Here is an 11,225-nt window from a genome sequence, read left to right as displayed (position 1 = left end):
CAACAACCATCAACACAGCCTCAACACCATAAATCCTCTTCCTACCCCAATAATCACCTAATAAACCAAAGAGTAATTGGCCAATTATTGCTGTTATTATTGCTGAAGCACCCAGGAATCCTGTTAAAGTTAATCCCATTAATGTACCCTTCAGTTCAAAGCCTGGTAAAGATGCCTTTGAGAATAGGTTTAATACAGCACCTATTATGAATAAATCATACGCATCAGTAAAGAAACCCATACCTGCAGTAAACCATATCTTAATGTGACTCCACCCTAGTCTTAACTGATTTATTTCACCGAATGGGTTTACCCTGGATTGCCAACTACTAATAGTCCCCATCACCTAGTCAGGTACCTTGGGTTTTATTAACTCTATCTTAGTAAAATTAGTACCATATATAGTCCTATTTACTTAGGGTATACCACATTAACAGTAATCGCAGAAACCTAACATTTATCATTGATTTTGAATTAACTTAGATATAACAATTAACCAAATTCAATACTCATAATTCCTCATGCTAATGCTTACTGTAAAATGCCTGCTTTAGCACTGACCCTATGAGCCCTATAGCTACCCTTGTATGTTGTATTGATAGGTTGTAGAAGCTATGAATAACACCATTAAATCTAACAACTACCGTTGATACATCTGCTTCTGTAAGTCTAACTACATATGTTTCTGCAGAGTCTCTTAATGGGTCATACTCTGACGTTATAATTAATGCTGGTGGTAGATTACTAAGGTCATTGACTAGTATTGGTGAGAATCTTGGATCTAATGCATCATTTGGGTCCCTTAAATAGGCCTTATTGAAGAACTCCATGTCTTCCTTATCCAAGGAGAAAACCAGTGAAGTACGCCCTTAGTATATGACGCAACGTCTATTCCTACGAATGGATTCTTAAATATCTGATACTTGAGGCTTGGTCTTAACCCCTTATCTCTAGCCATTATAACCACTACTGCAGCCAAATTGCCTCCAGCACTATCACCACCAACAGTAATCTTCTCTGAATCCCCATTAATTTCACTGGAATGTTCAATAACCCATTTCGTTGAATCAAATGCATTCACCATAGCTGCTGGGAACTTATTTTCAGGGGCGAGCCTATAATCAACAGACACTACAATGCAATCACAGGCAGTGGCTAATTCCCTGCATAATGAATCGTAGGATTCTACATCGCCAAATACGAATCCCCACCGTGGAAGTACACAAGTACACCAAGGTCATTACCTTCCCTAGGTACGTAAACCCTTGCGGGAATCTTAACTTCACTTCCCAGTATTGAAATTATCGAAAACCTTGTGTATCTGCCTTCTAGGTTGAGTTAAGGATGATGCACTGCTCATTTTCTTAAGCTCACTGAGAGGCAGCTTAGAAATCTGAGGCTTAACCTTGTTAAACTCATTAACTATCCTCTTCACTAATGGGTCAAGGGCATGGAACCTAACGCAACATTATACTTTTAAATATTCACTTTTACTTAACTTACTATGTCAATCCTTAAGCTAAGGTACCTTACTTCAATCAAGCATTACGTAACTTAACTGGTTACGCATGTATCTCTACAATATCCCCATCATTAAGCACATAGTTTAATCCAACTCTCCTATAGAATCCTGAAGGTGACCAAACCCTAGCATACTTAAAGTTACTGTATAATTCACTGTGAATTCTTTGAGCTAAGTCACCCACGCTTGAGCCTCTTTTAAGGATGAAGGGTTTATCAGTGGGTTTGCTTGCCCAGGGCTCCTTAGTGTAGACTTTTATTAAATCAAGGTGCCTTAGTATCGTTTCAGATAACTTAACCCTATCTATGATGCATTCATCCAGTTTAGCTGGAATCACAGGTATCCTTAAGTCTGTTAAGTCAACTTTACCGCATAGGTGATGATTGTTTAGAATCAGTATTGTTGGTTTATAAGTAGGGGACCTTATTAAGGCATCCTCAATATCATCTAGGGTCGCTTCACCATCTATGTAAACAATTGCCCCATATATCCTGTAGCTTGTGAGTAACTTAACAACATCATTATGCGTTGCGTTAAGTAGCTTACCAATTACTTGAACCCCCATGCCTGTCTTAGGCTCCACCTTCACAATACCCCTTGGTTTAACCAGGTAAATACCATCATCAAGGGCCATTCTACTTATTGCATCAAACTGCTGCTTCACGTCACCGTTGAGGCAATTAAGCACAATTAGTACACCATCAGCATTCCTCATTATGGATAACGTAATGTTGTTTAAATCGCTATCCTTACCTAGACTTATTGATGGAGCCTTAACTAACTGAAAATAAACATTACCCTCTATGAACATTCCTGGCACAGGTTCAATGGTTGAGTAGGGTATGAGGTCTGGCTCCACATTAGCATCAGTTAAACACTTCAATAATGCGCTCTTACCTGACATTGGCGGCCCAACTACCGCTAATTGAACATCACCACTCTTCTCAACATACACCTTAAGGCCACTACCACCTTTACTCCTCTCCTTCTCCCTCCTCAACTCAATCTCCCTCCTCAACTGAGCCATTCTCCTCCTAGCCCAATGAATCAGGTTCTCAGTACCCTTATGTTTAGGTGTGGCTGATATGAATTCCTCAAGGGCCTTAAGCTTCTCCTCAGGTGTCTTAGCTTCAAGCACCTTAAGCCACTTAGCCCTAGCCTCAGCTGGCAGGTTAGCTGGCATTTCTAGTTTTCCCTCGCTGGGAGGGTTATAATTCTTTTTAATCGTAGTAATGGTTAATAAGCAGCGGTGGCTATAGTGGTGAGTGATGATGGGTATCAAACCTGACCACTGATGACCTCACGACGATCTGAGCCTACTCACCCTTAACCATGTATTAATATTTTTAAATTACCTGGAACGCGCATTATTAATGGTTGAGGAAGCCTTCGTAACCTCAGTTGTGGGTAGTTTCCCAAGGCCCAAGTGGCTTATTGAAGCCTTTGAGCTATTCAATAAGGGTAAGATGGATAAGGATGAATACGAGGAGTACGTTAATGATGCTGTTAAGTTAACCGTTAAGGAGGAGGAATTAGCAGGCGTAGAGGTATTAACGGATGGTGAACAGAGGAGGACTAGCTTCGTGGCCTTCGTAGGCCAGAAGATACCGGGCTTCAAGGTCATGCACATATCCGAAATAAACCCACAGGGGATAGAAATAATGAAACGCTATAAGGCTCAGTTAACCTACTATAGGCCGGTGGCCGTAGGCCCAATTGAGGATAAGCCATTCACGGTAGATGAGGCTTCATTCACCCTTAGTATAACTAATAGGAGGGTTAAGGTAACGATACCAAGCCCATACTTAATAATGTGGGAGGCTTGGCACGTCAAGTACTCTAAGGATCATTATAAGGAACCTGAGGAGTTAGCTGAGCAATACTCTAAGCTTGTTAGGAATGAGATAATTAGGTTAAGGGACATAGGGGTCCACTTCGTTCAATTAGATGAACCAATGCTGGGTGATTTAGTTGAGGCTTCTGAGAATGAACCCGATAGGTACAGGAAGGTACTTCAGGAGCTGAATGGGCAAAAGTACAGGGGATTTAAGAATGAGTTAAGCCTAGCCAGGGACCTCGTTAATGAGACCATTAAGGGCATTGATGGTGTCAGGATAGGAATGCACATGGATAGGTGGCCTAACCCAGACTCACCATACTATGGGGTAGGCTATGAGAAACTCGCCCCAGAGGTCGTTGACATAAAGGTTAAGCAATACGTGCTAGAGTACGCAAGCCCAGGGAGCGGTGATCCAGCGAAGTTTGCTCAACTATTGCCCCAGGAGAAGGAGATAGGGTTAGGGGTTGTTGAGGTTAGGGGTAATAGGATTGAGGAGCCTAGTGAAATAGTTAATAGAGCGGAAAGGGTTCTTAAGGTACTTGACCCAACTAGGGTATGGTTAAACCCAGATTGCGGATTCGGCGTAGGCATGTTTAGGAAGTACAGTAGGAGGATTGCATTCATGAAGCTTCACTCAATGGCAGAGGCAGCCAAGATCCTGAGAAGCAGGTACTTAAAGTAATTCTATTTATTAAACATGGTTTAAGGATCATACCTCCTTCCCTCCTAGTATGTCGAGTTAAGGTTTATTTAACTCCAGTGGGTTAACCTATTGAGGATTATGGCTAATTACTACTTCGGTGGACCGCTTGAGATACCTCTAGAGAAGGCTAGGGTCCTAGTTACCGATGAGGTTAAGGGTCTTATTGAGGGGAATCTTAAGGTGCAGGTTGAGGTTAAGGATGATTCAGTGGTCTTAACGCCAATGCAGGATGCCAATCCTGACTCGGTAATAAGGGCTAGGCAGATAGTACAGGCATTAGCCATAGGCTTTTCAAGGGAGGATGCGTTGGAATTACTTAGTGATGAGAAGTACCTTGATGTGGTGGATTTAAGCGACTACATTAGTAAGGATAAGGAGAACCACTTAAGTAGGATTAAGGCAATAATAATTGGTGAAGGTGGGAAGGTTAAGAGAAACCTGGAGGAGTTGACTGAAACTAAAATAGCCGTGAAGGATAAGACTGTGGGTATAATTGGTAATTATGATAATGTTAGAGCTGTGAGGGATGCAATAATTATGTTGATTAATGGTAGGCAGCACTCCACCGTGTATAGGTGGCTGCAGAGGTGGAGGAGGGAATTAAGTTTAAGGAGAATTGGGAGTAATTTTTAACTAAGTCAACTAAAGCTAACCCGGAAAACCCACTGAACTTAAAAGCGTTATCCAAGGCTGCTAAACAATGGTAGAGGTTAAGGATAGGGTTAAGGTTGAGGTTAAGGCCTCTGAGTTGTCATCAATACTGAAAACTGGACCTGAAGGTGTTCCATTATTCCCAACGTTTATTAATGGGCAATGGTACATGGGTGATAATTGGCAAGACGTTAAGTCCCCAATAGACTTATCAGTAATAGCAAAGGTACCAAGACTACCAAGCAGCGTAACTGAACAAGCCCTTGAAACCACTTATCGGGAGGGTAGGTGGGCTATAAGAGATATGCCTGGTCAAAAGAGACTGGACGTGTTTCACAAGGCTGCTGACCTACTAGATAAGTTTAGGGAAGACTTCGTTAATGTTCTTGTTTCCAACGCTGGTAAAACAACCTCCGCGGCTAATGGTGAAGTCAATTCAGCCATTGAAAGATTGAGGAGACTGGACTTTGACGTTAAGGGGGTTCACGGTGACTATGTACCTGGAGACTGGAGTGTTGATGCCCTGGAGAGTGAGGCTATAGTTAAGAGAGAGCCTATTGGTGTCGTGTTAGCTATAGTACCATTCAATTACCCCCTCTTCGACACTGTGAATAAGATAGCCTACTCTGCAATTGCCGGTAACGCTGTCTTAATTAAACCAGCATCAGCCGACCCATTACCAACAATACTCTTCGCCAGAGTACTTGAGTTAGCTGGATTCCCAACGAAGGCACTTGCGGTATTAACCATACCAGGTAGAGATATGGCTAAGGTGGTTTCAGACAGGAGGATAGGGGCAATTTCACTGACTGGAAGCACTGAAACAGGTATTGAGGTTATTAGGGAAGCCGGCATTAAGCAATTCGTAATGGAGCTTGGGGGTGGTGACCCAGCAATAGTCCTCAATGATGCTGACCCCAAGTGGGCTGCTCAAAGGATAGCCATAGGCATATATAGTTATGCTGGACAGAGGTGTGATGCAGTTAAGTTCATTTTCGCTGAACCAAACGTGTATGATCAACTTAAGGCAAGCCTAGTGGAGGAGTTATCTAAGGTTAAGGTTGGTGATCCAAGAAACCCAGGCACAACAATGGGGCCTTTAATCGATGAAGCCACGGCCGATGAGGTTATTAAGGCAACCCAGGATGCCGTATCCAAGGGTGGTAAGGTACTTTACGGTGGTAGGAAACTAGGCCCCACTTACATTGAGCCTACTTTAATAGAGATTGATAAGAGCAAGGTTAAGGACCTTTACCTCTACAATAAGGAAGTATTCGCTGCAATAACAGTACTAGTGAAGGTTAATGACTTGGATGAGGCTATTGAATTATCTAACGGTAGGAGGTATGGGCTTGATGCCGCAATATTCAGCAATGACGTAAGTAAAATAAGGAAGGCCGCTAGACTACTTGAAGTTGGGGCTGTTTACGTAAATGATTACCCAAGGCACGGCATAGGCTACTACCCATTTGGAGGCAGAAAAGATTCAGGAATAGGAAGAGAAGGCCTTGGTTACACATTAGAGCATGTTACAGCATATAAGGCAATAGTGTATAATTATAGGGGTAAGGGTGTTTGGAAGTATTCGTAAGCTTGAATTATAACCTTCAATCAAACTCAATGACTCCTCCCACTAATCTTCCTCACTAAGGCTTCGGCAATCCTATACACTGCCATTGACCAAGCCGCGACTATCACTAGACCCACTGTTATGAGAATCCATGGGTTACCAAACATGTGCGAAACAACACCAACAATAATAATCCCTATAAGCAACAGTACCCATGATGATACGGTTAAATATAATACTACTCTAGTCATTAAACCCACCCCATTACGTAAAGTGCTATGAAGAGTAGTATTGTTAATGCAGTGACCACGTTGAATACCGTGTAGAAGCTCCTTATAACCTTACGTTCATCCCCAGGCTTATCAATAACTATCATCTTCATGAGCGTTAGGGTGGATCCCTTATCTAGATTAGGGTAAATAACGAAATCATTCATGTACGTTGAGGGCTTAAGCTTTTCCCTTGATTTAATACCCCTGGAGCTGACAATTATGAGTAAACCATTGATTATATACGGTATAGTGACTAGGAGTACTAATGTGCCTAAATTACTGTAGAGTATTAAACCAGCAATAAGTGCCCCAAGGGAGTAAGTGCCCCCATTGCCATTAAATAACTTAGCCGGGTACTTATTAAGCATAAAGAGCACTATTGAAGGTATTAGTAATGTTAAGGTCATTTGAAGCAGAGTAGTGTTGCTAGTCATTATTGAGTAGGCTAGGGGAATTATTGACGTCATTATCATTGAGTATGGGACAACACCATTGACCACATCCATCATGTTTATGGCATTTGAAAATATACCGTAAACCGCAATAGTCAGTATAATTATCACTATTGGGTTAGAGAAATGTCCTATTATTGGGAAGCTCAAGTAGCTTAAGTTACCACCCGCAATTAGTAGAATTATAAGTGGATAAAGCACTGAGGCACCAACCCTAAGTAATTCATGAACATGAGTGAAGTCATCAATTATACCTATTACTCCTAGAACTATTGGAGTTGTGTAAAACATTACTCCATAAGTCGAGTCAACTAGGTTCTTATTAAGCATTAATAAGGCAAATGAAGTAACTACGTAGGCTAACACCACTAACCCACCCAGTTTAGGTATGAGCGGCCTATTGGGTTTATGAACGTCAGGCACTGGAGCACATTTACACCTCAACACAATGTATGCAGCCAATACTGATGCCAGTGTTGATGCGGCAATCACTATTAGCAATTCCATGGATAAACACCTGTGTTTCTCTTTCTAAAACCTACCTCAGAGGTTATGTAATTAAACAGTATTGGAACAGTTATGGTTGCATCAGCCAGGACGAAGGTTGATTTAGCCTCTGGCTTAACCTTACCCCAACTGATAGCCTCCTTAGGCCTAGCGCCACTTAATGACCCATCCCACTCAGTTGCTGTTGTTAAGTAAACAACGTAATCTAATCCACCCTTGAATTGACTCCACCATATGACATGATGCTTACTAATACCCCCACCTATTATCACTGCACCAAGCTTCTTACTTGAGTAAACTATGTTCATTATCTCCTCCTCATCCTTAAGCACATTAACATTAATCCTCCTTCCCCCTGACTTGGCTCTTTGAATCTCATTATAAGTCAATATAGCTGTGCCAAATGCACCATCAACAAAACCCGGTATGTATATTGGTACGCAACTCCTCTTAGATGCCTTTATTATTGATGAGTCGTCTAATTCATCAGCCATCAGCCACAGTAACTCCCTCACCCCAACCTCATCCTTATTAATTCTGCTTAACGTTGAGTGGACAGCCTTTTCAACAAGTGGCCCATAATGCTCCCTCCTAACGAATACATTTCCTATCCTGTGAATACCCTTACTTAATAATTCTGAATCATCAGTATCAAAGGAACCTTTAAAGTAGACTCCACCAAGTGACTTGGCAACATCATGATCAACAGTACCAGCTGTAGTAATAACTACATCAGCAAGTCCCCTCTCTATTAAACCCCTTAAAATACCTCTAAGTCCCGTGGAAACTAAGTTTGCTGTGAATGACAATATTACTGTTACGTCAGGGTCACTGTACATTGATGCAAGTACCCTGGAGGCATCGTAGAGATTCCTAGCCATAAATCCACCAATGAGGTTATAGGATTCGATAAGATCCTTAATAGATGCAGCACCCAACTCTGCATCAGTAACCCTCTCCTCATGACTCATGTAGACTATGCCTAATTAAGGGCGTTTTAACTTTTACTCCTCAGTATTCGAGGTATTGCTTTAAGGCTTAGTGGGGTAATGCTGATGGCTCCTCACCTTGGATGGTGGAGGTTCTTCCCCTAGGGTTACCATCGCTTTTCTGGAACCGCTGAAGCTCATTACCTACCAGGTTCACCCAACAAAACAAAGGCATTACAAACCTAACCCACTCTTGAAAGGGGTGAGGCTTCTTAGATAATGGTGAGAAGCAGGAGTTTTAAGTACACATGGTTAATTTAGTTAGCGAATTTACTTAATAACCTTAACCTCCTTAACTATCCCTAGCTTCTCAAGTTCATTAACTATTTCCCTAACTCTCCTCATCGTTAACCCTGTTTTCTGGGCTATTTCCTCTATTGATCTACGACCATCCATTAACTTAACAATATCAGAGTAATCGCTAGGTACACTTACCTGTGTCTGAGCTGGGATTGGTATTTCAGCGCCAGGAATCTTGAATAAGTATATTTTATGGCTCCTCCATTCCTCATAAACATCCTCAGCCAGTATAGGCTTCCAGCCGGGTACCTCAAAATCATGACTCACCACTCTTGTTCCAGGTCTTAATTCCCTCTCAAGTTTAGGTCTAAGCATTTGATTAACACTTGTTAAGAGATACATTGTTACCACATCAGCGTCCTCTATTGGTACTTCGAAGAAGTTACCGTGAATAACCTTAACAACATTATCGAGGTTAAGTTCCTTAATTCTTCTGAGGGTTTGTTCATAAAGATCATTCCTGATTTCAACACAAACTGCCCTTGCTCCAAATTCCTTAGCGGCCATTACGACTATTCTGCCATCACCACATCCAAGGTCATAAACAACCTCACCAGGTCTTACTCCACTTACCTGCAGCATTCTTCTTACCACAACCTCCGGGGATGGCACATATGGTACGTCATACGGCATATTAAGTGTTTGCAAGGGGGAGTTTTAAAACATAGCTTACGTGGTTTCTTAGGCAAACTCTTCTTACAATTATTAAACCTAGTTGGGATTATTTTATTGATTAGGCAATAAAATAATTTATCATTGTTTTTAAATTTTTCCCTAATTAGTAAAAGATTCCTTTACTTTTTCAGTTTACCCATGTTAACCTCTATGGTGTCCTCAATAATCTTCTGAACATCCATACTCCTCCTGTACGCTGACTCAATAATACCCATTAATAATCCCTTAAGTCCCCTTTCCTCAGCGAACTTTATCCCACTTATAGTTACACCACCTGGAGTTGCTACGTCACTAATTATTTCCCAGGGCTTCTTAGAATTCAATAGCTTAGCCCCAGATTCAATCACATCTATTGAGAGACTCCAAGCTAAGTCTGATGGTAAACCAACCAGTATTCCAGCCTCCCAAAGCGCCTCGACAATCATGGCTACGTAGGCTGGCCCAGAGCCGCTTAACGCCGTTACCGCGTTTAAATACTCCTCATTAACAATGTAGCATTTACCAACCGAATTAAATAGGCCACATGTGAATTCAATGTCAGAATCAGTGGCCCTAGGTCCTCTTGAAACTGCGGTAACACCTGAACCCTCTAGGATTGATATATTAGGCATAGCCCTAACTACCCTAGCCTTAGTGAGGTTACCCAGTATCTTTGTTGATAGACCAGCAACCACTGAAATCATTAACTTATTCTCATCAAGGAGTTCAGCAACATCATTAATCACGTCAATTACCTGCCTTGGTTTAACCGCTAGGACTACAACTTCAGCATCCTTAACAATCTCCCTATTACTAAGTGTTACATAAACGCTCGGTAACTCAACCTGCGCCCTCTTTAACCCATGCTCACTCCTAACTGAACCAGCAACATCGCGCGCATTAACACCAGTCTTTATTAGAGCCTTAGCTATTGCCGTACCTATTTTACCTAAACCTATCACTGCGTACCTGGCAATAAAACCACCCCTCAAACCCTATAGCATATTTACTTTAAAGCATTACGCTACCTGGAGGACATAAAGCAGTATTTAGGGTAAATTTCAGGTTAAGGTAAGTTATAGTGAGATTAAAGACCTCTGATTACTCTACTCAGCATTCTGGACATCTCATCATACTTTCTAAGCACCTCAACACTTAATGATGGTTGAACCCTCTGGAAGGCTATTTGGAAGTGCCTCATGGTTACTGCAACGTCAGATGGCGTCTTTGTTGAGGTTATAGCTTCCCTTAACGCCATCATTGATGCTTCCCTGACGATGGCAGCTATGTCAGCGCCAGTATATAGGGACGCGTAAAGCTTAAACTCCCTAAGGGATTCAAGCCCACCGTCAACTTGCCCTAGGTTCGCGGTTTCAAATATATCAGCTAATGCCTTGGCAACATCAACCATTACCCTTAACCCCCTATTACCCTTGAACTCACCATTACTTAGCATGGACTTCACATTGTTCAAAGCCTCAATTAACTTAGCCTTATCACCCTGCTTAACCTCACTATTCTCCAACTCCGATAATGCTGACTCAACTGCCTCAGTAACCTTTGACTTAAATTCATGAGCCTTAATATTAAGCTGCGTTAAGGCTTTCCCAATTGACTCAACCCTAATGGAGTCCGCCAACTCCTGCACATTAACATCACTTGAAAGCTTAATATGCTTAGTATGTACCTTAAAGATCTCCAATATAGCTTCCTTGTCTGGTGGTGGTACGTATATTATTCTGTCGAATCTTCCTGGCCTTAGCAA

Annotated in this window: 12 protein-coding genes and 2 pseudogenes; 3 read left to right on the top strand and 11 right to left on the bottom strand. The window is 41.8% G+C overall.

Translation table 11 applies throughout. The features are described 5' to 3' along the window. The 5 genes and pseudogenes from Q0C29_RS07610 to Q0C29_RS07590 all read right to left on the bottom strand — a co-directional run. The coding region (locus Q0C29_RS07610) for an MFS transporter (protein ID WP_292000063.1) at nucleotides 1–343 on the bottom strand (343 nt) is incomplete at its 3' end. A gap of 181 nt (nucleotides 344–524) precedes the next feature. Continuing rightward, entirely contained in the window at nucleotides 525–845 is a 321-nt protein-coding gene (locus tag Q0C29_RS07605; protein WP_292000062.1) for an alpha/beta hydrolase fold domain-containing protein, read from the bottom strand. After that, nucleotides 803–1,147, bottom strand: a pseudogene (locus Q0C29_RS07600) (alpha/beta hydrolase fold domain-containing protein); the annotation flags it as partial. The gene Q0C29_RS07605 and the pseudogene Q0C29_RS07600, both read right to left, overlap by 43 nt. A 135-nt stretch (nucleotides 1,148–1,282) precedes the next feature. Next, a complete protein-coding gene (locus Q0C29_RS07595; RefSeq protein ID WP_292000061.1) occupies nucleotides 1,283–1,435 on the bottom strand; it encodes a hypothetical protein in 153 nt (50 codons plus the stop codon). A 127-nt stretch (nucleotides 1,436–1,562) separates the two neighbouring features. Further along, the gene (locus Q0C29_RS07590; protein ID WP_292000060.1) at nucleotides 1,563–2,705 is read right to left on the bottom strand and encodes a GTP-binding protein; all 1,143 of its coding nucleotides are present in this window, start codon (nucleotides 2,703–2,705) and stop codon (nucleotides 1,563–1,565) included. Nucleotides 2,706–2,895: 190 nt separating this feature from the next. On the opposite strand from Q0C29_RS07590, the gene Q0C29_RS07585 reads away from it, so the two are divergent. The 3 genes from Q0C29_RS07585 to gapN all read left to right on the top strand — a co-directional run bounded on the left by Q0C29_RS07585 (nucleotide 2,896) and on the right by gapN (nucleotide 6,307). After that, nucleotides 2,896–4,044 (top strand): cobalamin-independent methionine synthase II family protein, encoded by a 1,149-nt coding sequence (locus Q0C29_RS07585; protein ID WP_292000059.1) that lies wholly within the window; start codon nucleotides 2,896–2,898, stop codon nucleotides 4,042–4,044. Between the two features lie 99 nt (nucleotides 4,045–4,143). Beyond that, nucleotides 4,144–4,698, top strand: a complete 555-nt coding sequence (locus Q0C29_RS07580) for a KH domain-containing protein (protein WP_292000058.1) — start codon at nucleotides 4,144–4,146, stop codon at nucleotides 4,696–4,698. Nucleotides 4,699–4,765: 67 nt separating this feature from the next. After that, nucleotides 4,766–6,307 carry an NADP-dependent glyceraldehyde-3-phosphate dehydrogenase gene (gene gapN, locus Q0C29_RS07575; protein ID WP_292000057.1) on the top strand — a complete coding sequence of 514 codons (1,542 nt, stop codon included), beginning with the start codon at nucleotides 4,766–4,768 and terminating at the stop codon, nucleotides 6,305–6,307. Nucleotides 6,308–6,333: 26 nt separating this feature from the next. Here gapN and Q0C29_RS07570 read toward each other — a convergent pair whose 3' ends face one another. The 6 genes and pseudogenes from Q0C29_RS07570 to Q0C29_RS07545 form a co-directional block, all read right to left on the bottom strand. Then, nucleotides 6,334–6,537 carry a hypothetical protein gene (locus Q0C29_RS07570; RefSeq protein ID WP_292000056.1) on the bottom strand — a complete coding sequence of 68 codons (204 nt, stop codon included), beginning with the start codon at nucleotides 6,535–6,537 and terminating at the stop codon, nucleotides 6,334–6,336. Then, nucleotides 6,537–7,517, bottom strand: a complete 981-nt coding sequence (locus tag Q0C29_RS07565; protein ID WP_292000055.1) for a hypothetical protein — start codon at nucleotides 7,515–7,517, stop codon at nucleotides 6,537–6,539. Before Q0C29_RS07565 ends, Q0C29_RS07570 begins: the two co-directional genes overlap by 1 nt. Next, entirely contained in the window at nucleotides 7,505–8,488 is a 984-nt protein-coding gene (locus Q0C29_RS07560) for a deoxyhypusine synthase (RefSeq protein ID WP_292000054.1), read from the bottom strand. The genes Q0C29_RS07565 and Q0C29_RS07560 overlap by 13 nt, the downstream gene beginning before the upstream one ends. Nucleotides 8,489–8,776: 288 nt before the next feature. Then, nucleotides 8,777–9,439 (bottom strand): methyltransferase domain-containing protein, encoded by a 663-nt coding sequence (locus Q0C29_RS07555; protein WP_292000053.1) that lies wholly within the window; start codon nucleotides 9,437–9,439, stop codon nucleotides 8,777–8,779. A gap of 161 nt (nucleotides 9,440–9,600) precedes the next feature. Further along, nucleotides 9,601–10,452, bottom strand: coding sequence for a pyrroline-5-carboxylate reductase (gene proC / locus Q0C29_RS07550; RefSeq protein ID WP_292000052.1), 852 nt, complete (start codon nucleotides 10,450–10,452; stop codon nucleotides 9,601–9,603). Nucleotides 10,453–10,547: 95 nt separating this feature from the next. Continuing rightward, nucleotides 10,548–11,225 (bottom strand): annotated as a pseudogene (locus Q0C29_RS07545) (AAA family ATPase); the annotation flags it as partial.

The organism is Caldivirga sp., assembly GCF_023256255.1.
Classification (GTDB): domain Archaea; phylum Thermoproteota; class Thermoprotei; order Thermoproteales; family Thermocladiaceae; genus Caldivirga.
The sequence above is the reverse complement of the archived record's forward strand: the minus strand, read 5'-3'. Positions and strand labels throughout refer to the sequence as shown.

Bases quoted from the DNA above. Each gene is read 5' to 3' on its own strand.
- gapN (WP_292000057.1), top strand. From the start codon at position 4,766: ATGGTAGAGGTTAAGGATAGGGTTAAGGTTGAGGTTAAGGCCTCTGAG.
- Q0C29_RS07585 (WP_292000059.1), top strand. From the start codon at position 2,896: ATGGTTGAGGAAGCCTTCGTAACCTCAGTTGTGGGTAGTTTCCCAAGG.
- Q0C29_RS07565 (WP_292000055.1), bottom strand. From the start codon at position 7,517: ATGGAATTGCTAATAGTGATTGCCGCATCAACACTGGCATCAGTATTG.
- Q0C29_RS07570 (WP_292000056.1), bottom strand. From the start codon at position 6,537: ATGACTAGAGTAGTATTATATTTAACCGTATCATCATGGGTACTGTTG.
- Q0C29_RS07555 (WP_292000053.1), bottom strand. From the start codon at position 9,439: ATGCCGTATGACGTACCATATGTGCCATCCCCGGAGGTTGTGGTAAGA.
- Q0C29_RS07580 (WP_292000058.1), top strand. From the start codon at position 4,144: ATGGCTAATTACTACTTCGGTGGACCGCTTGAGATACCTCTAGAGAAG.
- Q0C29_RS07560 (WP_292000054.1), bottom strand. From the start codon at position 8,488: ATGAGTCATGAGGAGAGGGTTACTGATGCAGAGTTGGGTGCTGCATCT.
- Q0C29_RS07590 (WP_292000060.1), bottom strand. From the start codon at position 2,705: ATGCCAGCTAACCTGCCAGCTGAGGCTAGGGCTAAGTGGCTTAAGGTG.